22 protein-coding genes and 1 other RNA gene are annotated in these 22,834 nt (G+C 44.3%); 22 read left to right on the top strand and 1 reads right to left on the bottom strand.

Annotated features, from left to right (window positions below):
* The first annotated feature begins 1 nt into the window (after position 1).
* The 22 genes from H589_RS0109715 (at position 2) to H589_RS0109610 (ending at position 21,304) form a co-directional block, all read left to right on the top strand.
* On the top strand, positions 2–463 hold the full coding sequence (locus tag H589_RS0109715; RefSeq protein WP_027721834.1) for a hypothetical protein: 462 nt from the start codon (positions 2–4) through the stop codon (positions 461–463).
* Complete coding sequence (gene mrdA / locus H589_RS0109710; protein ID WP_027721833.1) at positions 450–2,261, top strand: penicillin-binding protein 2; 1,812 nt, start codon at positions 450–452, stop codon at positions 2,259–2,261. The genes H589_RS0109715 and mrdA overlap by 14 nt, the downstream gene beginning before the upstream one ends.
* On the top strand, positions 2,248–3,363 hold the full coding sequence (gene rodA / locus H589_RS0109705; RefSeq protein WP_027721832.1) for a rod shape-determining protein RodA: 1,116 nt from the start codon (positions 2,248–2,250) through the stop codon (positions 3,361–3,363). The genes mrdA and rodA overlap by 14 nt, the downstream gene beginning before the upstream one ends.
* A gap of 52 nt (positions 3,364–3,415) precedes the next feature.
* A complete protein-coding gene (locus H589_RS0109700) occupies positions 3,416–3,784 on the top strand; it encodes a bactofilin family protein (protein ID WP_027721831.1) in 369 nt (122 codons plus the stop codon).
* A 142-nt stretch (positions 3,785–3,926) separates the two neighbouring features.
* Positions 3,927–4,343: a F0F1 ATP synthase subunit B gene (locus H589_RS0109695; RefSeq protein WP_027721830.1), complete on the top strand. Its 417-nt coding sequence runs from the start codon at positions 3,927–3,929 to the stop codon at positions 4,341–4,343.
* 45 nt (positions 4,344–4,388) lie between these two features.
* Entirely contained in the window at positions 4,389–4,949 is a 561-nt protein-coding gene (atpF, locus tag H589_RS0109690) for a F0F1 ATP synthase subunit B (protein WP_027721829.1), read from the top strand.
* Positions 4,946–5,497 carry a F0F1 ATP synthase subunit delta gene (locus H589_RS0109685; protein ID WP_027721828.1) on the top strand — a complete coding sequence of 184 codons (552 nt, stop codon included), beginning with the start codon at positions 4,946–4,948 and terminating at the stop codon, positions 5,495–5,497. The genes atpF and H589_RS0109685 overlap by 4 nt, the downstream gene beginning before the upstream one ends.
* A 4-nt stretch (positions 5,498–5,501) precedes the next feature.
* Positions 5,502–7,010: a F0F1 ATP synthase subunit alpha gene (gene atpA / locus H589_RS0109680; RefSeq protein WP_027721827.1), complete on the top strand. Its 1,509-nt coding sequence runs from the start codon at positions 5,502–5,504 to the stop codon at positions 7,008–7,010.
* Between the two features lie 15 nt (positions 7,011–7,025).
* Entirely contained in the window at positions 7,026–7,904 is an 879-nt protein-coding gene (locus H589_RS0109675; protein WP_027721826.1) for a F0F1 ATP synthase subunit gamma, read from the top strand.
* Positions 7,905–7,921: 17 nt separating this feature from the next.
* Positions 7,922–9,325, top strand: coding sequence for a F0F1 ATP synthase subunit beta (gene atpD / locus H589_RS0109670; protein WP_027721825.1), 1,404 nt, complete (start codon positions 7,922–7,924; stop codon positions 9,323–9,325).
* A gap of 14 nt (positions 9,326–9,339) precedes the next feature.
* On the top strand, positions 9,340–9,768 hold the full coding sequence (locus tag H589_RS0109665) for a F0F1 ATP synthase subunit epsilon (protein WP_027721824.1): 429 nt from the start codon (positions 9,340–9,342) through the stop codon (positions 9,766–9,768).
* Between the two features lie 430 nt (positions 9,769–10,198).
* On the top strand, positions 10,199–11,581 hold the full coding sequence (gene glmU / locus H589_RS0109660) for a bifunctional UDP-N-acetylglucosamine diphosphorylase/glucosamine-1-phosphate N-acetyltransferase GlmU (RefSeq protein WP_027721823.1): 1,383 nt from the start codon (positions 10,199–10,201) through the stop codon (positions 11,579–11,581).
* A 31-nt stretch (positions 11,582–11,612) separates the two neighbouring features.
* The gene (locus H589_RS20910; RefSeq protein ID WP_169433114.1) at positions 11,613–11,789 is read left to right on the top strand and encodes a hypothetical protein; all 177 of its coding nucleotides are present in this window, start codon (positions 11,613–11,615) and stop codon (positions 11,787–11,789) included.
* Positions 11,790–11,866: 77 nt separating this feature from the next.
* Positions 11,867–12,115, top strand: a complete 249-nt coding sequence (locus tag H589_RS0109650; protein WP_027721822.1) for a cell division protein ZapA — start codon at positions 11,867–11,869, stop codon at positions 12,113–12,115.
* Between the two features lie 37 nt (positions 12,116–12,152).
* Positions 12,153–12,335: non-coding RNA, 6S RNA (gene ssrS / locus H589_RS20645), on the top strand.
* Between the two features lie 192 nt (positions 12,336–12,527).
* Positions 12,528–14,084, top strand: coding sequence for a ribonuclease Y (gene rny, locus H589_RS0109645; RefSeq protein WP_027721821.1), 1,557 nt, complete (start codon positions 12,528–12,530; stop codon positions 14,082–14,084).
* Positions 14,085–14,175: 91 nt separating this feature from the next.
* Positions 14,176–14,967: a TIGR00282 family metallophosphoesterase gene (locus tag H589_RS0109640; protein ID WP_027721820.1), complete on the top strand. Its 792-nt coding sequence runs from the start codon at positions 14,176–14,178 to the stop codon at positions 14,965–14,967.
* Positions 14,968–15,028: 61 nt separating this feature from the next.
* Positions 15,029–16,297, top strand: coding sequence for a tyrosine--tRNA ligase (gene tyrS / locus H589_RS0109635; protein ID WP_027721819.1), 1,269 nt, complete (start codon positions 15,029–15,031; stop codon positions 16,295–16,297).
* 246 nt (positions 16,298–16,543) lie between these two features.
* Positions 16,544–16,987: a DMT family transporter gene (locus H589_RS0109630; protein ID WP_027721818.1), complete on the top strand. Its 444-nt coding sequence runs from the start codon at positions 16,544–16,546 to the stop codon at positions 16,985–16,987.
* A gap of 30 nt (positions 16,988–17,017) precedes the next feature.
* Complete coding sequence (locus H589_RS0109625; protein WP_245577094.1) at positions 17,018–17,902, top strand: 4-hydroxybenzoate octaprenyltransferase; 885 nt, start codon at positions 17,018–17,020, stop codon at positions 17,900–17,902.
* 10 nt (positions 17,903–17,912) lie between these two features.
* Positions 17,913–19,232, top strand: a complete 1,320-nt coding sequence (locus tag H589_RS19560) for a mechanosensitive ion channel family protein (RefSeq protein ID WP_051249702.1) — start codon at positions 17,913–17,915, stop codon at positions 19,230–19,232.
* A gap of 494 nt (positions 19,233–19,726) precedes the next feature.
* Entirely contained in the window at positions 19,727–21,304 is a 1,578-nt protein-coding gene (locus H589_RS0109610; RefSeq protein WP_027721816.1) for a methyl-accepting chemotaxis protein, read from the top strand.
* 202 nt (positions 21,305–21,506) lie between these two features.
* Here H589_RS0109610 and H589_RS0109605 read toward each other — a convergent pair whose 3' ends face one another.
* The gene (locus tag H589_RS0109605) at positions 21,507–22,826 is read right to left on the bottom strand and encodes a histone deacetylase family protein (protein ID WP_027721815.1); all 1,320 of its coding nucleotides are present in this window, start codon (positions 22,824–22,826) and stop codon (positions 21,507–21,509) included.
* Positions 22,827–22,834 lie beyond the last annotated feature (8 nt).

Here is a 22,834-nt window from a genome sequence, read left to right as displayed (position 1 = left end):
TATGCAGTCAGTTTTGTGGTGGGCCGCATTTACTTTTGTGGCAATATGGGCACAGAAGATGTTGCCGGGGGTTGATTTTATGGCTCCGGGACTCCTGTTGTGTATCCAGCTTGGTAAACGTAAATATTTCTTCTGGATGATTCTTATCTGGGCGCTGATTCAAGACGGTATCGGCGGCCTTCCTTTCGGTTATTCCATTCTCTGGTATTCTTCCATCTTAATTCTATATCGTTGCGGTGCAATGTTCTTTGATGTGCAAAGTATGATGTTTGCATTGCTTTGCGGTGTCGTTCTTGGAGTGCTACATCCACTGCTTACTGCTGTAATGGCAATGCTGGCTGACATGGTCTGGGTGTCTGACAGGTATATTTTTGAGGGCATTCTTCAAGCCCTTATCTTTCCGATAGAATGGCTGCTTTTGAAGTACCTTTATCCAGCAGGTTTTAAACATGAGTCTGTATGAGTCCAAAAATCAGCAACCTCCAAGAAATGGTCTATTCCTTTTACAGGGATTGATCCTATTGCTCTTCTGCATTTTTGCTTTACGGTTTTGGTATCTGCAAATTCATAAGGGTGATTATTTTGCCGAGCAGGCTATGAATAACCAGCTTCGTCAGGATAAACTCTACGCTCCACGCGGTCTTATCCGTGATCGTAATGGTGTTTTGCTGGCAGTAAATGAACCTGCTTACGCTTTGGGAATTGTCCGGGAAGACTGTAAAAAACTTGATGCAACCCTGGAGACTGTCTCTAAGTGGACCGGAGTTGATCTTGCCGATATTAAAAAAGTATTTAAAAAATCCAAGCGAAGGGTAAAACCTTTCGAACCTCTTATTCTTGTGCCAAATCTTACTTTTGAGCAGGTCGCTGTAATCGAAGCAAATTCCTTACACTGGCCCGGCCTTGAAATAGTGGTCCGTCCCCGGAGAAAATATCTTCAAGGATCTCTTTTTTCTCATGTCCTTGGTTATGTTGCTGAAGTTGATGAGGAGGAGCTCGAGTCCGACTCGGGGCTTGCCGTGGGAGACTATGTAGGCAAGCAGGGCCTGGAATATGTTTTGGAGAAAAGATTTCGTGGAATAAAAGGGCGCAGGCAGAGTGAAGTTGATGCCACCGGGCGTCGGCTGAAAGAACGAATTTTAAATTCTCCTGTCGCCGGCGAGGATATTGATCTTTCAATTGACTTTGATCTGCAGGAGCTTGGCGGTAAGCTTCTGAAAGGCAAAGCAGGAGCTGTTGTGGTTATGAATCCTGATAATGGCCAGATTCTGGCTTTCGTCAGTGCTCCGTCTTATGACAATAATGCTTTTACTGTTGGACTGAGTCAGAAACAATGGGTTGCTCTTAGAGATGATCCACGAACTCCTCTACAGAACAGGGTTATCCAGAGTGTTTATCCCCCGGGATCAATTTTTAAGCTGGCTGTAGCTGCTGCAGGGCTGCATTATGGTGTAATTACGCCTGAAGACACCGTTTATTGTCCGGGGTTTACCAAGCTTGGAAAGTATACTTTCCGCTGTTGGAAAAGAGGTGGCCACGGTGAGACCGATCTTGAAAAATCACTCGTCGAGTCCTGTGACGTTTATTATTATAAGCTGGGAATGAAACTTGGTGTTGATAAGCTAAGTGAATTTACCAAAAAAGCAGGGTTTGGCAGTCTCACAGGGATTTCATTGCCCCATGAAAAGCCGGGATTAATTCCTTCCCGTGAGTGGAAGAGACGTCGTTACGGTGAAATATGGCACCCTGGTGAAAATCTGAACTTTGCAATCGGTCAAGGGTACACGCTTGTTTCTCCATTGCAGGTCGCTCGTTTTATTTCTTCACTGATAAATGGGGGCAGGTTATTGCGTCCACAGCTTTTAGCCGGAGAGCCGGCAGAAGAACAGGGACATTTGCCGGTCACGGATGCACAACGTGAAATAATTCGCAAAGCCATGATCCAGACCGTGGACAGTTCTCATGGAACTGCTCGCAGGCTGCGTATTAAAGGAGTTGTTATCGGTGGTAAAACCGGTACTGCGCAAGTTGTTAAACTTACCGATGAAATCAAAAAAATGAAAGATAAAGATATCCCCTTTAAATATAGAGACCATGCATGGATGGCCAGTTTTGCTGAAAAAGGAGACAAACGCTATGTCGTTGTCTGCATGGTTGAACACGGCCTGCATGGAGGCTCGGGAGCAGGCCCTGTAGTCAAAGCTATATATGATCATATCTTTTCGGACAAAAAAAAGGAGCCTGTGAATGTCACCCATTGATAGACGGCTGCTTATCCATATGAACTGGCTGCTGCTGGGGCTTGCAGGTTTACTCTTTTTGTTAGGAGTTATGAACCTCTATTCTGCAAGCGGGTTCAGGCTTGAAGAGGGAATAAGTGTAAGTTCATTTTATCAGAAACAGCTTATTTGGGGATTACTTGGTTTTGTGGGCATGATTACTTTCATGCTCTTTGATTATAGGCATTTGAAGACTATCGCATGGCCTTTGTTTTGGGTGACAGTTCTTTTGCTGTTGGCAGTCCCCTTTGTTGGTAAAACTATCTATGGTGCCCGCCGCTGGTTGGATCTTGGTTTTTTTAATTTCCAGCCAAGTGAAATGGCTAAAATCACAATTCTTATTATCGGGGCCAGAATTTTATCACGTGATAGTGAGCCTCTCGGGCTGACTAAACTTGCCTACACAGTGGGGGTGGGACTGGTTCCCGCCGGTCTGGTTATTATCCAGCCGGACCTTGGATCAGGGTTGAATATTCTTCTTATTCTTGGCGGAATGATTCTTTATCGCGGATTAACTCCTAAGTTATTTAAGACATTAGCTATTCTAGGTCCATGTTTAATCCCGGTCGGGTGGTTGTTTCTTCATGATTATCAGAAACGCAGAATTGTTTCGTTCATGAACCCTGCCAGCGATCCTCTTGGTGCTGGATATCATATCATTCAGTCTGAGATTGCAATCGGTTCCGGTCGGTTGTGGGGGAAAGGTTTTTTAGGTGGAACTCAATCTCAACTGCGCTTTTTACCGGAAAAGCACACCGACTTTGCTATTGCAGTGTTTGGTGAAGAGTGGGGCTTTGTCGGAGCGATGACTCTGCTTAGTCTTTTTTGCGTATTTTTGTATCAGATGGTGGTTACCGCCAGAGAGGCAAAAGACCTTTTCGGAAGCTATCTTGCGGCAGGTGTATTCTTTTATTTCTTCTGGCAAATCCTAATCAATATGGGTATGGTCCTCGGGCTAATGCCTGTAGTTGGCATCCCTTTACCATTCATCAGTTACGGCGGCAGCGGCACCGTGGTTAATCTTTGTCTTGTGGGACTCGTTTTAAACGTATCCATGAGGCGTTATGTATTTAAACAGGGGTAAAAGCCGTATGTTTGGATTATCAAAAAACGGTTCGGGGGCAAAAGGAGATCAAATGGCTAGAGATGAAATAAATGCTTTTTTAGGTAGTGGAACTGATTATCAGGGAAAATTAAATTTTCAGGGTGCAGTCCGCATTGACGGCAACTTCAATGGTGAAGTTGAGTCTGAAGGAACCCTTGTTGTGGGCAAAGAGGCCCGTGTCCAAGGGGTCTTGAGAGTCGGTCAGTTAGTCCTTAGTGGCAGGGTTAATGGTGAAGTATATGCAAGTGAGAAGGCTGTTCTTCACAAGACCGCAAACCTTCAGGGTGATCTGGTAACCCCTGTACTGGTTGTTGAGGAAGGAGCTGTTCTGGAGGGGCGTGTAACTATGAGTTCAAGAGCTCCTGAAACAGTTGAATCCAAAAACGAAGAAATTAGTTAAAAAAATAACAAGCCAGTAATGACAAGGGCTGAGAGGGTAAAAGTAGTCACTTAAAAACGAAAAACCCTTTGACACAACCTCTAAAATTAGCTAAATGGCGACTGACTTTGGACAAAAATTCACAACCTTTTCGGGAGCAGGCATGATTGATTTAGATATTAGCTTTTTTATCCAGTTAGCGAACTTCATCATCACCCTTCTTGTTCTCAACCTTCTCATGTTTCGTCCTATCCGTGAAATTATCCGGAGACGTGCGGAGCTTATGAGTGACCAGCTTTCTAAAGTGGAGAACTTCACGCAGCAGGCTGATATTAAGGTTAAGGATTACGAAGCTGCTTTGGACGGTGCCCGTAAGCAGGGTATGGACATCCGGAACGACTTCAAAGAACAGGGCGCTTCCCATGAACACACATTACTCTCCGAAGCCGGAAAAGTTGCAGCAGCAACTATGAAAGCAGCTCGTGTAGAGGTTGCATCTGACAAGGGTGCAGCAATGAAGGTTCTTGGTAGCGAAGTTGAAGCTTTTGCTCAGAAGGTTACAGCCAAGGTTCTTGGCTAGGCCTAATCAATATCGAAGGGGGGTTTAGCCTTGAAGCGGAAAAACATGATCATGGCAACAGCCACTCTTTCTGTACTGCTTGCAGCAGGCGCAGCCTACGCAAGTGGCGGAGAAGGGGGGGCACACGAGATTCCCTGGGCAAACTTCGGTTGGCGTGTATTAAACTTGATTCTCGTCCTTGGGGTCCTTTATAAGTTCGCAGGTGAAAAAATCGCCGGTCTTTTTAAAGGTCGTCAGGCAGGAATCAAGCAGGAGCTTAACGATTTGCAGTCCCGTAAGGAAGCTGCAGAAAGTAAACTCCGCGACGTCGAGCAGAGTATTGCTAATCTGGAACAGGAAAAGGAAGCAATCCTTTCCGAAGCCAGATCTCAGGGCGAGGCTATGAAGGCAGCAATTATCCAGAAGGCAGAGCAGAGCGCTGAGCAGATCAAGGCTCAGGCAAAAGTCTCCGCTGAACAGGAAGTCATCATTGCTCTCGACGAAATGCGTGCAGAAATGGCTGATAAAGTCATTGAAGCTGCAGAGAAAATCGTTAAGAGCAAACTGACCAAAGCTCAGCATGAGAATCTTGTGGATGAATACTTAACAAAGGTGGTGCTCAATTGACCGGGAACATAGTCTCACGCAGATACGCAAAGGCACTGTTCTCTGTTGGCCAGAAGCAGGGAGACAAAGATCTTGCGGCGTATGGTAAGGCACTGTCCGAGTTGTCCCAGATCCTGAAAGATTCCCCGGAGGCCCTGAGGCTCTTTCAGAATCCTGTTTTCAGTGCGGATGAAAAGAAAGCCGTGCTTGGGAAACTGCTTGAGAAGACCTCGGCAGGACCTGTGGTGAAGAACTTTTGCAGCCTTTTGGCCGACAAAGGACGTCTTCCTGTACTTCCAGAAATCGCAAGCGATTTCTCCGGAATGCTGGATACCGTTCAGGGTGTCGTCCGTGGCAAACTCGTGACTGCGATTAAACTGGCCGGAAAACGCCAGGATGAAATTAAGAAACGTCTTGAAGATCAGCTGAAGTGCAAACTCGAACTTGAGTTCGCAATGGACAAAGATATCCTCGGTGGTGTTGTCCTTAAGGTTGGAGACAAGGTTCTTGATGCAAGCATTCGCGCTCAGCTGCAAATGATGAAAGAACAGATTAAAAGGGGTGTGTAGGGCCATGCAGATTAAAGCGGAAGAAATCAGCAAAATCATTGAAGATCAGATTCAAAATTATGAATCCAAGGTCGAGATGAGCGAAACAGGTACCGTACTGTACGTTGGTGACGGTATCGCTCGTGTACATGGTGTTGAGAACGCAATGGCGATGGAACTCCTTGAGTTTCCAGGCGGCCTTATGGGCATGGTTCTCAACCTTGAAGCAGATAACGTCGGTGTCGCTCTCCTCGGAGATGACACAGGCATTAAAGAAGGTGACCCGGTAAAACGTACTGGCAAACTCTTCTCCGTTCCCGTTGGACCAGCTGTTATGGGGCGCGTTGTAAACCCTCTCGGACAGCCTATTGACGGACTCGGACCTATTGAAGCTACAGAAACCCGTCCTGTTGAGCTTAAAGCTCCAGGTATCATTGCTCGTAAGTCCGTACATGAACCCATGTACACCGGTCTTAAGGCTATCGATGCTATGACACCTATCGGACGTGGTCAGCGCGAACTCGTTATTGGTGACCGTCAGGTTGGTAAGACTGCGATTTGTATTGACGCAATTCTTGCTCAGAAAGATTCCGGTATTCACTGCTTCTACGTAGCTATCGGTCAGAAGAAAGCATCTGTTGCTCTTGTTGCTGACATTCTGCGTAAGCACGGTGCTATGGAATACACCACAATCATTTCTGCAACAGCTTCTGAGCCAGCACCTCTGCAGTTTATTTCTGCATATACCGGTGCAACAATGGCTGAATATTATCGTGACGGCGGCAAGCACGCTCTTATCGCTTACGATGACCTTTCCAAACAGGCTGTTGCTTACAGACAGATGTCTCTGCTTCTTCGTCGCCCTCCGGGACGTGAAGCTTATCCCGGTGACGTTTTCTACTTGCACTCACGTCTCCTTGAGCGTTCCTGCAAAGTTAACGATAGTCTCGGTGCTGGTTCATTGACCGCTTTGCCGATCATTGAAACTCAGGCCGGTGACGTATCCGCATACATTCCGACCAACGTTATTTCCATTACCGATGGTCAGGTATACCTTGAGCCTAACCTTTTCAACTCCGGTATCCGTCCTGCGATTAACGTAGGTCTGTCCGTTTCCCGAGTTGGTGGTGCTGCTCAGATTAAAGCTATGAAACAGGTTGCCGGTACTCTGCGTCTTGACCTTGCACAGTATCGTGAACTTGCAGCATTTGCGGCTTTCGGTTCCGACCTGGATAAAGCCACTCAGCAGAAGCTGAACCGTGGTGCTCGTATGGTTGAGCTCCTCAAGCAGCCTCAGTACAAACCTATGAACGTTATGCAGCAGGTTATCTCTTTGTATGCCGGTACTCGCGGTTACATGGATGAAGTTCCTGTTCTTTCCGTTCGTAAGTTTGAAGATGATCTTCAGGAATTCATTGCTAATGCAAAGCCTGAAATTCTGGAAGAAATCAAGACCAAACAGGCTCTTGATGCTGATCTCGAAGGCAAGCTGAAGGCCGCTCTGGAAGAGTTTAAAAAAGGTTTCACAGCTTAATCCTGGGAGGTACTGATGGCTTCTCTTAAGGATGTCCAAAACCAAATAGTCAGTATTAAAAAGACTAAGCAGATTACCAAAGCTATGAACATGGTTGCGTCAGCTAAGCTGCGCGGAGCTCAAGATAGAATTGAGCGTTTCCGTCCATATGCTGATAAATTCTATGAAATGCTTGGAGATCTGGCAGCAGGTGCTGACTCTTCAGTTCACCCGCTGCTCGAAGTTCACGAAGAAATCAAGACTGTCGGCATTGTACTTGTCACGTCTGATCGCGGACTTTGCGGTAGTTTTAATACGAATATGATAAACTCGGCCCTTAAACTGGCCGCAGAGAAGAAGGCTGAAGGTAAAACTGTAAAGTTCTACTGTGTAGGTAAAAAAGGCCGTGATGCTGTTAAGAAAAGTGAGTTCGAAATCATCGAGGCTTATGCTGATGAAATGAGTTCATTTGACTTTAACCTGGCTGTCACAGTCGGTAATAAAGTTATCGATGCCTACCTTACCGAAGAGCTTGATGAAGTTTTCCTTGTTTTCGGAAAGTTTGTAAGTGTTGCCAGTCAGCCTGCGACCAGACTCCAGATCCTGCCTATGTCTTCCGAGGCAGCAGGTGAAGAGGTTGAATCCGGTGCATCTAGTGAGTACATTTATGAACCTTCTGTAGAAGGTCTTCTCGCGGAGCTTCTGCCCCGTTTTGTTAAAGTACAGGTTTATCGCGGTCTTCTCGATTCATCCTGCAGTGAACACGCTGCACGTATGGCTGCAATGGATAACGCTTCCAGAGCATGCGATGATATGACCGAAACTCTGACCTTGCTTTACAACAAAACCAGACAGGCAGCGATTACCGCGGATCTTATGGACATTGTCGGCGGCGCAGAAGCGCTGAAAGGATAATATAGGGGGTTACTCTGATGAGTAAAGTTACAGGTAAAATTGTTCAGGTTATCGGCGCGGTTGTTGACGTCGAATTTCCTGAAGGGCAATTGCCCAACATTCTGACTGCGGTCGAGATTGATAACCCGAACAACTCTGATGCTCCTGATCTCGTTTGTGAAGTTGCACAGCACCTAGGTGATAACGTTGTTCGTACCATCGCTATGGACGCAACCGAAGGTCTCGTTCGCGGCATGGACGTAGTTGCTAAGGGTAAGGCTATCTCCGTACCTGTTGGTGACGGAGTTCTCGGTCGTATTCTCAACGTTGTTGGTCGCCCAGTTGATGAATTGGGTCCGATTGACTGCGACAAAGATATGCCTATTCACCGTGCAGCACCTGGTTTTACCGAGCAGTCTACTAAAGTTGAACTGCTTGAAACCGGTATCAAAGTTGTTGACCTTCTTGTTCCCTTCCCCAAGGGTGGTAAGATGGGCCTCTTCGGCGGCGCAGGTGTTGGTAAAACCGTTATTCTTATGGAAATGATTAACAACATTGCGAAACAGCACGGTGGTAAATCATGCTTCGCAGGTGTTGGTGAGCGTACCCGTGAAGGTAACGACCTCTACCATGAAATGAAAGACGCTGGCGTTCTTGAGAAGTCGGCTCTAGTATACGGACAGATGAACGAACCTCCGGGGGCACGTGCTCGTGTTGCTCTGACAGCACTGACCATCGCAGAATACTTCCGTGATGTTGAAGGTGAAGACGTTCTTCTCTTTATTGATAATATCTTCCGCTTCACTCAGGCAGGTTCTGAGGTGTCCGCACTTCTTGGTCGTATGCCTTCTGCTGTTGGTTACCAGCCTACTCTTGGTACTGACCTTGGTGGACTTCAGGAACGTATTACTTCCACCAACAAAGGTTCCATTACCTCTGTTCAGGCTGTTTACGTACCTGCGGATGACCTTACTGACCCCGCACCGGCAACTACCTTCTCTCACCTTGACGGTACTCTTGTTCTTTCCCGTCAGATTGCTGAGCTTGGTATTTACCCAGCTGTTGACCCTCTTGACTCCACTTCACGTATTCTCGACCCCAATATTCTTGGTGCTGAACACTACGCTACTGCTCGTGAAGTCCAGATGGTTCTGCAGAAATATAAAGACCTTCAGGATATCATCGCCATTCTTGGTATGGATGAACTTTCTGATGAAGATAAACAGACTGTTGCTCGTGCTCGCCGCATCCAGCGTTTCCTTTCCCAGCCTTTCCACGTTGCTGAAGTTTTCACCGGTACCCCCGGCGTTTACGTAAAGCTCGAGGACACAGTTAAGGCTTTCAGAGGAATCCTTGACGGTAAATACGATGACATGGCTGAAAACTCTTTCTATATGGTTGGCGCAATGGACGAAGCCATTGAAAAAGAGAAAAACAAATAGCATAGGACGCGATTATGGCTAGTAAGCTCCTTTTGGAAATCGTTACTCCTGATCGCAAGGTCCTTTCTCAGGAAGTCGACTATGTCGGCGCTCCCGGGATTGAGGGTGAGTTTGGTATTATGGCCAATCACATACCCTTTCTTTCGGCTCTCGGCGTTGGTAACCTTTATTTTAAAGAAGGTAACCGCACTCACTATATCTTTGTTTCCGGCGGCTTTGCTGAAGTTGGAAACAATAAAGTGACCATTCTTGCCGAAGTTGCTGAAAAGGCCGTTGAGATCGACATCGCTCGGGCTCAGAAAGCTCAGGATAAAGCGAAGGCTCGTTTGGCTAAAGCGCAGGATCGTATTGAATCAGCTCGCGCGCAGGCTGCTCTTCAGAGAGCACTGGCCCGCCTCAGCTGTAAAGATGCGGCACAAAAGGCTGGATCTACTACTCACTAGAGTTTAGTTCACGTCTAAAAGCCCCAAGGCTATTAGGGAGCAGACTGTAATTACAGTCTGCTCCTTTTTTTTATTTCATGTTATTCTTTTCAGATAGAAAATTATTCAAAATATTCTGCTATTACTTGATAATACAAAAAATGTGATTTTCTTTGTTGCCGGGTTTGTATATGTTTTTGTTCACAAGCGGGGAAGTTGAATAATGCAGCGAAATAGGTCTTTAAAATTTGGAAAGAATCTGCAATAAATTATCAGTTGATTGATTTGTAAATATTTAACGGGATGTTTTCTTTATAATCCTATTTGAGTAAATATTTTTTTATCATGTTGGAAATACGTAATAAATAATTTAAATAATGTTTTATTGCTCATTTACTCGGACCTTGCAAACTGGTAACACCTCTCCAGTAACAAATATGGAGATTATATGATGACGAATTCGTTTGCCTGCGCCCTTGTTCTCGCTGGTGGGAAAGGGACACGTATGCATTCAGATAAGCCTAAAGTTCTTAAAACTTTGCTTGGCGAGTCTATGCTTTACTATGTATATAATGCCTTGCGCCCATCGCTAGGCGACGATATTTTTACTATAGTCGGCTACGGTTCTTCATATGTTGAAGAGTCTTTTTCTGATATGAAGGGCAGGTTTGTTCTTCAGGCAGAGCAGCTTGGAACTGGTCATGCTTTGCAGCAGGGGTGGGAGCGTATTAAGGCTACGGGCAGTAAATACTGTCTTGTCATTAACGGTGATACTCCTCTTATCAGTGAAGCTGCCGTTAAGGATTTTCTTGAGGCGGTTAAAGAAGATCAAGCTGATCTTTCTTTTGTGACAATTACTCCTGATGATCCCTGCCAGTTCGGCCGCGTGACTAGAAATAAAGCCGGGCAGGTTACTGCAATAGTTGAAGCCAAAGATTTTGATGAGGCGGTTCACGGTCCTGTTAGCGGTGAAGTTAATGCAGGAATTTATTGTCTCAAAATTTCGGCAGTTGATGGACTTCTCAGTAAGCTTACCAATGAAAATAAAAGCGGCGAGTATTATATTACAGATTTAGTTGATCTTGCTGTTGAATGTGGCATGCATGTAACTGCGGTCAATTGTGGAAACTCTATTGATCTTATGGGGATTAACAATCCCTTTGAGCTTGCACATGCTGAGTCTGAATTACGTGAGCGTGCTGCTGTAAAACTGCTTAAGTCCGGGGTTACTCTGCACAATTGGGAATCTGTTGTTGTTGGGCCCGGAGTTGTGATTGAGCCCGGAGTTGAAATAACAGGCCCTTGCGAAATTTACGGAAATTCTGTAATTCGCCGCGGTGCTGTTCTTCAATCTCATGTTAGAATTAAGGATAGTAATATAGCAGAAAATGCATTGATCAAAGCGTACAGTCATCTTGAAGACGCTGAAGTTGGTGTTAACTGCATGGTTGGTCCTTATGGGCGGTTACGCCCAGGTGCTGTTCTTATGGAAGATTCTAAAGTCGGCAATTTTGTTGAAATGAAAAAGGCTGTTCTTGGCAAAGGTGCCAAAGCCAGCCATCTGACCTATCTCGGTGACAGTGAAATCGGGGCAGGTGCAAATATTGGAGCAGGTACTATTACCTGCAATTATGATGGAAAGAACAAACATAAGACAGTGATAGGTGAAGGGGCTTTCATTGGAAGCAACTCAGCTTTGGTCGCTCCGGTCATAATTGGCAAAGGAGCGCTTATCGGAGCCGGTTCCACCATTACGAAAAATGTTAAAGATGGAGACCTCGGTGTTGCTAGAGGCAGACAGGTCAACATTCCCCGGACTTCTAAGAAGTCTTGATTTTGTAAAGATAAGGTATTAGGTTAGAACTATGGAAATAATCGCTCACTTGGAAGAACGTTTCGAAAAAATGCTGCAAAAAATTAAGCAACTTGAAGAGGAAAATGCTTTTCTTCTTGAGGAACTTGAGCAGGAGAAGCTGCGTAAGGACGAAGTCCGTGGACGTATTGAAAGTCTCCTGAGTAAAGTTGAAGGTACTCTCGATTAAGAGTTTTTTGTACCTAGTTCTGAAAACGGGACCAGGTTTTATATAAAATTCTAGAGGATGATGGTAGCCAGATAAATATGCCCCGCTATACAATACCCGTACTAGGTCTTGAAATATCATTTAAGACTGATGCGGATAAAGAAAGAATTGAAGCCGCAAAAGATGTTCTCGAAGATAGATTCGAAGAACTGGTGAGGGGCGGTAAAAATGTGAGTAGAGAAAAGCTGCTGACATGTCTGGCTCTTAGTCTTGCCGATGACTACCTTGAGCACAGCCGCAAGCTTGAAACGATGGAAAATAAGATTAACGCGCTGTTAGAGAAATGATAAGCTGTGCATTGCACGGCAATATAAGATATAATGAATTTCCCTGGGGAGTGCGTGATTGCCCTATGGCTTTTGAACCAATATAAAAAGTACGGGAGCAGGCATTACCGGAGTGGTGTGCAGGCCCGGTTTAGCCGGGAAGCCTTAAACTTCGGGGGCAGCGCCCACCTGTTAGACTAGGTTCTAACTTATACGGCAACACGGCATCTCCGGGGTCCCCAAACGGGATTCTCGGCAATAGGGCAGAATCATTTTAATGATTTTGTTTATCTTCCTGCCTTTTAAAATTCTCACCTCACCAGCCCTTATCTATTTTCTGTTCTCCATTGCAGATTGTTATAATCTTCCCGATGAATAATCGGTAATGAAAAATCAGGTCTGCATAGGCCTGTCAACATAAAAGGAGAATGGCATGTTCGGGGATTTTTTTCTGATTCTATTTGGAATGGCCCTAGGTGCCGCAGGCGGTTATGCCCTGCACCGATATGTGAATTCCAAGCGATTGGCCGATTCACAGGGGCTGGCTGACAGGATTGTCCAGGAAGCCCGCAAAGAAGCTGAAGCTATGAAAATAGAGATTAAGCTTCAGGCTAAAGACGAAGTTTATGCGCTCAAAAAAGAGCAGGAAAACGAGTACAAGGAAATGGAACGCGGCCTGAAAAAACAGGAAGAGCGTCTCCAGGAAAAAGAAGAACGTTTAGAGCAGAAGCTTGAAAAAGTTGCGAATAAAGAGTCAGAAGTTTTGTCTCTTGAAAAACGCATGATTAAGCAGGAAAAGAAGCTCGAAGAGCTCCGCGAGGATCTTGAAAGACGTAAAGATGATCACGAGCGTAAGCTGCAGGAAGTTTCCGGACTGACCGTGGAAGAAGCCCGTGAAAAGCTTATGACAGAAATAGAAAGCCGGACCCGTCACGAGGCTGCCAAAATGGTGCGTGCAATCGAGATGGAGGCAAAAGAGGAAGGTACTCGCAAGGCTCGTAAGATTCTTGCTCTCGCCATCCAGCGTTACTCCGGGGATTATGTGAACGAGCAGACTGTTACCGCTGTAACTCTTCCATCTGAAGATATGAAAGGGCGGATCATTGGTCGTGAAGGTCGTAACATCCGGGCGCTGGAGGCTGCAACCGGTGTTGATCTGATCATTGATGATACACCTGAAACAGTAGTTCTATCTGCATACAGCCCTCTGCGCCGTGAAGTAGCTAAGCAGGCTCTTGAAAGACTTATTCATGATGGCCGTATTCATCCTGCAAGGATTGAGGACATCGTGAACAAGGTAGAGCAGGAAATGGACGTTAAGCTGCGTGAAATAGGTGAGCAGGCTACCTTTGATGTAGGCGTTCATGGAATTCATCCTGAGATTGTAAAACTTATCGGTCAGCTGCAGTATCGCACCAGTTTCTCTCAGAATGTGCTTCAGCACTCTCTGGAAGTGGCTTTCTTGTGTGGGATAATGGCTGCTGAACTTGGTATCGACGAAAAAATGGCAAAACGTGCCGGACTTCTTCACGATATCGGTAAGGCTGTTGACCATGAAATCGAAGGCCCTCACGCAGTAATTGGTGCTGATCTTGCCAAAAAGCATGGTGAATCTAAAGAGATTATCCACGCAATTCAGGCTCACCATGAAGATGTTCCGCCTAAGTCTATTCTGGCCACACTTGTTCAGGCTGCTGACTCATTGTCAGGCGCTCGTCCAGGTGCAAGAAAAGAACTTCTTGAAAACTACGTGAAGCGTCTTGAAGAGCTGGAGAATGTTGCTACAAGTTTTGATGGAGTATCCAAAGCATACGCTATTCAGGCTGGTCGCGAGATTCGAGTTATGGTTGATTCTGAAAGAGTTACTGATGATAATACTCATATGCTCTGTAAAGATATTGCTACCAAGATTGAAAACAATATGACTTATCCAGGTCAGATTCGTGTAACCGTTATCCGTGAACGTCGTTCCGTTGGTTATGCTAAATAGTTAGAGTTTATTCAGCGGCCCGGAGGGATCGCCCTTCGGGCCTTTCTTCCAGCCGCCTTTTTTTCACAAACATATTCCCGCGAGCAGATTGATGCGGATTCTTTTCCTCGGTGATATCGTTGGCAGGCCCGGCCGAAAGGGTGTTGCTCTCAAGGTAAATGCGCTACGCAAAAAGCATGATCTTGATCTTGTTGTTGCTAATGGTGAAAACGCCTCACAAGGGATAGGTCTATCCATTAAAAATGCTAAAGATCTGCTTTGCTGCGGTATAGATATCATTACATCTGGAAATCATATCTGGAAATATCAGAATTTATATCCATATCTAAATTCCTGTGATCGAATTGTACGCCCTGCAAATGTCGCTGAAGGATCACCCGGTCGGGGCTGGACAGTTTATAGAATTCATGATGACCTGCCTGTTGCTGTATTAAATTTTCAGGGGCGTACATTTATGCAGCCTGCAGAGTGTCCATTTATGGCCGCGGATAAAATTTTAAATAATCTACCTGAAGACGTGAAAGTAATTCTAGTTGATTTTCATGCAGAAGCCACATCTGAAAAGCAGTGCCTCGGGCGATACCTTGCAGGACGGGTCAGTGTTGTCATCGGCACGCATACCCATGTACAGACCAATGATGCCAGAATTTTAGAAGGCGGCACTGGATATATTACTGATGCAGGCATGTGCGGACCTATAGATTCATGTCTGGGGCTTACTCCAAATCCGGTAATTAAAAGATTCGTTACCGGATTACCGCAGAAGTGGAAAGTAGCTGGAGGTCCAGTCGAGCTACAGGGAGTTCTTGTGGAAATTGATGCAGATTCCGGTAGGACTACATCTATTGAAACATGGAATTCTGGTCAAATCACAGGTGTGTAACTAATTTAAATGTTAAGAAAAAGCGTTTAATCAGCGCAATGAATTAAATAAAGAGGTTAATATGAATATTTTTGATGAGTTAAAATGGCGTGGGCTGGTCAATCAGGTCTCTGACGAAGAAAAAGTCCGTAAATATCTGGATACCCCCGGTCAGAGTATGTATTGTGGATTTGACCCCACTGCCGACAGTCTGCACATCGGTAACCTTGTTCCATTGCTTTGTCTGGTGCGCATGAAAAAGGCTGGGCATAATCCTCTTTTTCTACTTGGCGGAGCAACCGGAAGAGTCGGTGATCCTAGTGGTAAGGATAAGGAAAGAGAACTTTCTTCCGTTGAAAAGATTGAGTCTCAGTCTGCTAATATTAAATCTCAGATTGAAGCTTTTTGCGAACGCAACACTGGTGAAAAAGCTGATGTTGTAAACAACTATGATTGGACAAAAGAAATTTCATTTCTTGAAATGCTGCGTGATATCGGTAAACATTTCACTGTTAACTGGATGCTTGCTAAAGAGTCAGTGAAAGGTCGTTTCGGTCGTGAGGATGTAGGTATCTCCTATACTGAATTCAGCTACATGATTCTGCAGGGATATGACTTTTACCATCTTTTCAAAGATAAAAAATGTCAGCTTCAGATTGGCGGAGGCGATCAGTGGGGTAACATAACTGCCGGTTGTGAGCTCATTCGTCGTAAGGCTCAGGGGGAAGGTTATGCGCTTACTTTTCCGCTCATTACGACCGCTTCCGGTCAGAAGTTTGGAAAAAGTGAAGGGAATGCTGTTTACCTTAATGCTGAAATGACATCTCCCTACGCATTCTATCAGTTCTGGATCAATACTGATGATCGTGACGTTATTAATTTTCTTAAATACTTCACATTCCTGACTCAGGAAGAAATTGCTGAATTGGAAAAGCAGCATGAGGAAGCTCCGCATGCCCGTATAGCACACAAGCGTCTTGCTGAAGAAACAACAGTAATGATTCACGGCAAGGATGAGCTTGAAAAAGTGAAGGCTGCTACTGATGCGCTTTTCGGTAAAGGAGATATCAAGTCTGTTGATGCTGCCACTCTGCGTGAAGCTATGAAAGCAGCTCCCGGCGTTGAGTATGCAGCAAATGAACTGCCTGACCTGCCTCAGGTTCTTCTTGATCTGGGACTGGCTAAGTCCAAAGGCCAGGCCCGTAAAGATATTCAGGCCGGTGGTTTGTATATAAACAACGAACGTGTTTCAGACTTTGCTTACATTCCTTCAGGTGCTGATTTTATTGGTGGAGAATGTATGCTTATCCGTAAAGGTAAAAAGAATTATGGTCTGGTCACTTTAAAGTAGTTTGTTGCAACTTGTTTATCCTGGTGTGGAGTCAATGTACTCCGCATTTTAAAGAATTATATGGGGGCTATTGACGCAAAATATCAATGCCCCCTTTTTTATTCAAAAAATTATATTAGAAATCTAAAATATAAGTAAAAGTATAATGCGTATTAAAAATCTCTGTTCACCGAGAGTCAGCTAGTTTGTCTTTGGATTTAAGATTAAGCTATGTATCGTGGCATAACATTTGGTGAGGATTATATTATGCGCCTTTTTTTCATTCTCATGGCTTTTTGTTTCGGAGCAATGGCTCCTACTCAAGCCGGCGTAAATTTACGTTTACGAGGTTTTGTGGGTGATCCGATACTTGCGGCATTGATTTCGTTTGGTGTCGGTACACTGGTGCTGTTTGCTTATGTATTGATAATGCGAACACAGGTCCCTCCTGCTGCGTCGATTTTTAAAGGACCGTGGTGGATGTGGACTGGCGGTTTCATGGGTGCTTTTTTTGTAGCTGCGGCTGTCATTGTTGCTCCCGTACTGGGGGCAGGGACTATGATGTGCTGGATGGTTGGTGGACAGATGGTTGCATCTGTTCTGCTGGATCACTATGGAGTCATAGGATATGCCGTCCGTGAAGCAACACCTGGACGTATTACCGGGGCTGCACTGGTTATTGTCGGTGCTGTCCTTATTGAAAAATTTTAATCGAATTAATTTGAGAGAAAGGAGTCGGTTTTGTCAGATTGTTTACGTAAGCAGTTGAATAAAATTTTGGAAAATACAGTTCTTGTCTGCCGCATGATTAAGATTGAGCATTCAATTTTCGCATTGCCTTTTGCTTACATGGGGCTTTTCTTGGCTTCCGGTGGATGGCCCGGGATTAAGCCTTTTGTGTTGCTTACAGTCGCGATGGTCGCTGTCCGTTCTTTTGCAATGGCAGTGAACAGACTTTTTGATATTAATATTGATAGTGAGAACCCACGTACAAGGACCCGCCCTTTGGTGACCGGAGAACTTAGTCCGTTCTTTACCTTTTGCTTTATAGTTGCCTGCGGTGTGGTGTTTGTTTTTGCCTGTAAGGGGATGAATGATCTGTGTTACAAGCTTTCATTTTTAGCTCTTGCATGGTCGGCATTTTATTCGCTTACGAAGCGTTTTACTATGCTCTGTCATTATGTGCTTGGATCTGTTCTGGGACTTGCTCCTGTTGCTGGATGGCTTTGTGTAGATCCTAAGATTACCTTGCCTGCAGTATTGTTTTTTCTAGGTGTCATGTTTTGGGTTGCAGGATTCGATATCCTTTACGCAACTCAGGATCGTAAATTTGACCGTAATCGCGGACTAAATTCTATCCCTGCTAACCTTGGCCTTAATAAAGCTTTGACTATTTCTACTTTCAGCCATGTAAATACGATTATCTTTTTCCTTCTGGCAGGATTATCTGCCGGGCTAGGATGGATTTATTTTTCTATAGTTGCTATTGTCGGTGCAATTCTTCTTGTGGAGCATCAGGTTATATCCGCAGAGGATATGAGTCGGGTAAATATGGCTTTCTTTACTCTCAACGGAGTAATTGCCGTACTTATTTTTGCAGGAGCGTTAGCTGATATATTAATCTAGGAGTTTGCTTATGGATCTTTCACAGATAGAGCACTTTTTGCGAAATGACCTAGTCAAATGGGGTAATGAACTGAAGGTTTCGTTTGTAGAAAATTTTCTGACAATTCATGGAGCAGTTGAACTGCTGCTTGTTCCTGTTGCTTTTCTGCTGGGCCTATTATTTCATAAACGTATTACTCCTAGAATAGAGAAAGTACTTAAAGACAAACTGCCTTTAATGGTCAGAAACAGTCTTTTCTTTAATACTGTTTTTAAGCAGCTTTGGCTGATTTTTGTTGTTCTTATTTTGAAGCTTTCGGCTTTTATCATTGGGACTCAGGGAATACGCCCTCATTTATTGGTGATTGCCAGCTCGCTGACTTTAGCCTGGGTCATAATTAAGATTGCTTCCAGTCTGGTTATGAACCAGTTCTGGGCAAGATTGATTTCAGCTACAGCCTGGATTCTTGCTGCCCTGAATGTTTTTGGATTGCTTGGCAGAACTTTGGATTTTCTCGATACCGTAGGTTTTATTTATAACCAGAAGAATCTCTCTATTCTGGTTCTTTTTAAAGGTATCGTATTGTTGCTGGCTCTTATTCAGACTGCTTCCTTTGTAAATAAAATTGCTCAGGACAGAATCCAGAAGGCAAGAAATCTTTCCCCGTCTATTCAGGTGCTATTGGCTAAAGGTTCCAAAGTCGGGTTAATGACTTTGGCTCTTTATCTTGGTCTTAAAGGCGTCGGTATTGATTTTACAGGGTTGGCTATTTTTTCAGGTGCTGTTGGTGTCGGTGTCGGCTTCGGTTTGCAGAAGGTTATTTCAAATCTGGTCTGTGGTGTGATTTTGTTGCTTGAAAAATCAATTAAGCCAGGAGATATTATTGAAATAGGCAATGCCCGTGGTAAGATCAAGTCGCTGAATGCCCGTTTTATCTCCATGGAGACTTTTGATAAGAAAGAGTACCTGATACCTAACGATACGCTTATTACCGGACAGGTAATCAACTGGACTTACGCAGATAATAATGTCCGACTGCGAATTCCGTTTGGTGTTGCTTATTCTTCAGATCTTCGCAAGGCTATGAAACTTAGTGAAGAGGCTGCACTTGCAGTAGACGGTGTACTTAAAGATCCTGCTCCTGCTTGTCGTCTACGTGCATTTGCTGACAGTTCTGTCAATTTTGAACTGCGTATTTGGATCGGTGATCCTGAAAAAGGTACCGGCAGGATCATATCAAATGTTATGCTTGCTATCTGGGATTCATTTAATGAGAATGGTGTTGAGTTTCCCTTTCCTCAGCAGGATGTATTTATTAAAAATATGCCACTTCAAGACAAAGAAGGTTAAAAGTCACAATCTGTTTTCATGGTATTTGTTTGCTGAAACAAGATAAATGAATTTATTGCTAACAGTTGAAATTGAGTGTTGCAGTGTGGGAGAGTTGTTGTTTAACAACTCTCCTTTTTTTTGGCTCACATTTTTTTTGTTTTGAAATATTAAGAGATGTTTATCTGAACAATATGTTTTATATTTTAATGCAACTCCGGTGTAATAAAGAGTTAATAAGTAAGATCTGCTAACATGTATTTTGAAATGTATACGAAAGTAGTATTGTAGCCTTTTGTAAAATGTATAGACAATGTATTATAAAGGGTTTAGCTTCAATTCCGCGAGGTTTTGAAGATATATTGGTATGGGGGCTTTAATTGGTTTTTTTGCTGTTTTAGAGCAGATCTTGAAGATATTCAAAATAAAAATTAATAAAATCAAGATTAAACAACATGAACAGCATGAATATAGAGGTCCGGTAAAAGGATTTTTTATCTACCAAGGAGAGCTTCATGGGTACTGGTAATGTAAAATTTTTGCGGTTATTTGCCGTAATTTATTTTGGTTTTTTATTAGCAGCTGGTCTAGGCTGTGGCATTTATTTAATGATGTCTGACAATTCTGTAGATCCGGGGATGTTGGTTTCAATTATTTTCGTTGTTTTTGCTCTGTTAGGTCTTGTGCTGGTTACAATGTTGAACACTCAGGTTCTTCGCCCTGTTAATTGTATTACTGCCTTTTCAAAGCGGGTATTGAGTGGCGATTACAATGGGGCTGACAAATGCACATCTCCGGGACTTACTGATTTACGTGATATGGTTACTGCACTGGGAGATAGCTATAAGGAGAGACTCGGGTTCAGCCTAAGTTTTTTAGATGGGCTGCCTATTTCCTGTTGTATTGTTGATACTGAAGAGAAAGTCACTTTTCTAAATCAAGAATGTCTGGATATGATTGGATCTGCTGATAAAGCAGAGTCATATTATGGTCGCATGCTTTCACAGATTTTTTATAAAGATGACCGTAAATCCCGTATTGGCTACTGTATGGACGATGATAGACGGGAAATGAATATTGATGCCATTTTCAAACACACTGACGGCAGTGATATTAATGTCCTTGCAAATCTTTTTCCATTACATGATGTGGTTGGAAAGGTTAACGGAGGGTGTTGTTTATATATCAATACCACCGAGCTTAAGATGCGTGAAGCACATATTCTGGAACAGAATGAACGCATTGCAACTGCTGCAGAGCAGGCTAATACTGTAGTTCATGATCTGAGTGATGCGGCATCCCTGCTCCATCGTCTGGTAAATGAAGCTCGTCAAGGAGCTGTTGTCCAGACTGAGCAGGCAGGTCAGGCCGCTACTGCTATGGAAGAAATGAATGCCACCGTCCTTGAGGTTGCCCGCCATGCACAAGAAGCAGCTGGTAATGCAGAGAGTGCAAAACATCAGGCTCAAGATGGTGCAAGGGTTGTAACTGAGGTGGTCGGAGCTATTGCTGAAGTTGCAGATCAGGCCGCTTCTCTCAGGCATTCCATGGAAGATTTGGACAAAAAATCAGAATCTATTGGAAATGTCCTTGGTGTTATTGAAGATATTGCCGATCAGACCAATCTTCTTGCCCTTAATGCTGCTATTGAAGCAGCTCGTGCCGGTGAGGCCGGGCGTGGATTTGCCGTTGTTGCAGATGAAGTACGTAAGTTGGCTGAAAAGACAGTTCAGGCAACTTCTGAGGTTCATCATGCTGTATCCGGGATTCAAGAAGGCGCCAAAGCTAATGTTCGTGCCACTGAGGCCGCAGTAAAGTCTGTTGCAAAAAGTACTCAACTTGCCAGTCATTCAGGTGATGCGCTCGGTGAGATTGTGTCAATGTCTGACTCAACGGCTGATCGAATTCGTTCTATCGCTACTGCTGCTGAACAGCAGGCTTCAGCCAGTGATGAGATAAGTCAGTCTACTGTTGAAGTCAGCCGTATCTCGCATGAAACTGAGCAGGCTATGGTTGAATCTTCAGAAGCTATCGACAAACTTACAGTTCTTGCTGAACATTTATCCAAGATTATTAAAGAAATGCATGAGTAATACTTAAGGTTGTTCGCCTGTTAGGCAAACCTAAACCTGTTTTAGTTAATACAGTCAAAAAGAAAATGGGTAGCCTCGGATAATTATTATCAGGGGCTACCCATTTTTTATTTATGCTGTCGAGCCAGGTAAGGTCGGTGCTTTTTTAAATAAGCTACTTAATCCTCAGGCCTGTATGCATAAGGTTTTTTTTCTTCTTTAGTCAAAATCCGTAACGCAGATAATCCTTATCCTTACGATTGATCATCTGCATATATCGGTAACGACTTTTAATCTGCGCCTCTTCTAAAAGAGAATATCCTGTATTACGGCATTTTTCACAGGCAGCAGCAGGTATTTCGATACCGAATCCCATGGGGCCGTTTTCTTTTTGAGTTTCAACCTTGAGCAGTCCTCTGCAGTTTTCACATAGCAGGAGTGACTCGGTCTGAGATTCAGTAAACCCTTCTGTATCATAGAATATATTACGATGTCGTACAGACCATTTTCCGCTTATAACTCCTTCACTGCTTTCCTTGGGTGGATTGAAGTAAATGTCTCTGATTCCGTCGCAAAGGCTTGCTATGTAGTTCATTACTTCACTTGACTCTCGCAGGGTTTCAGGATTGAAGCCTGGTTCGCGTACATGTGAATAATCAATTCCTGCCATGGCAAGACTTATGCCCAGATTAACATATGGCAGTGCCCCCTGAATGGCATAGCCTCCTTCAAGTACAGCTATATCCGGTTTGAGCAGGGAGTTGAGCGCAGCGTATCCTTGGGCCGAAAAATTCATATTGGTTATGGGGTCAGTGAAGTGGTTATCCTGTCCTGCTGAGTTGATTATCAAGTCTGGTTTGAAGTCATCCAGAATTGGCATAACAATATTTTCCATGACCATCATGAACCCTGCATCCGAAGTTCCTGGAGGAAGAGGTATGTTGATGTTACGACCTAAAGCCTTGGGCCCTCCTGCCTCTTTAGGAAACCCTGTTCCCGGGTACAAGGTTCGGCCATCCTGATGCATAGAAATGAATAATGTGTCGGGGTCATGCCAGTATACGTCTTGTGTTCCATCGCCGTGGTGGCAGTCTGTATCAATAATAGCGATTCTTTTTGGACCATATTTTTCACGTATATATTCGCACATTATAGCTTCAATGTTTATGGCACAAAAACCTCGTGAGCCCTGAATTGTTTTCATGGCATGATGTCCGGGGGGACGTACAAGGGCAAATGCCCGATCGCGTTCTCCGCTCATGATTAATTTGGCTGCTTTAATGGCACCGCCTGAAGAAATATAATGTGACCGGGTGGCTATGGCCTCAGCTTCTGGAAAGCAGAAATGAACCCGCTCGATATCTTCAGTCTGGGCTACTTCCGGCTTGTATTCGCGGATGCCTTCGATGTCGAAAAGTCCTTCCTCACGAAGTTGATCCTGAGTATAGAGCAGGCGTTCCTCTCTTTCTGGATGAGTGGGTGAAATTGCCCAGTCAAAGGCGGGAAAGAAAATGACTCCCAGCCTGTTTTCAGCCTTGAGCATGATAACTC

It is taken from the genome of Maridesulfovibrio zosterae DSM 11974 (assembly GCF_000425265.1).
GTDB classification, from domain to species: Bacteria; Desulfobacterota; Desulfovibrionia; order Desulfovibrionales; family Desulfovibrionaceae; genus Maridesulfovibrio; species Maridesulfovibrio zosterae.
The sequence above is the reverse complement of the archived record's forward strand: the minus strand, read 5'-3'. Positions and strand labels throughout refer to the sequence as shown.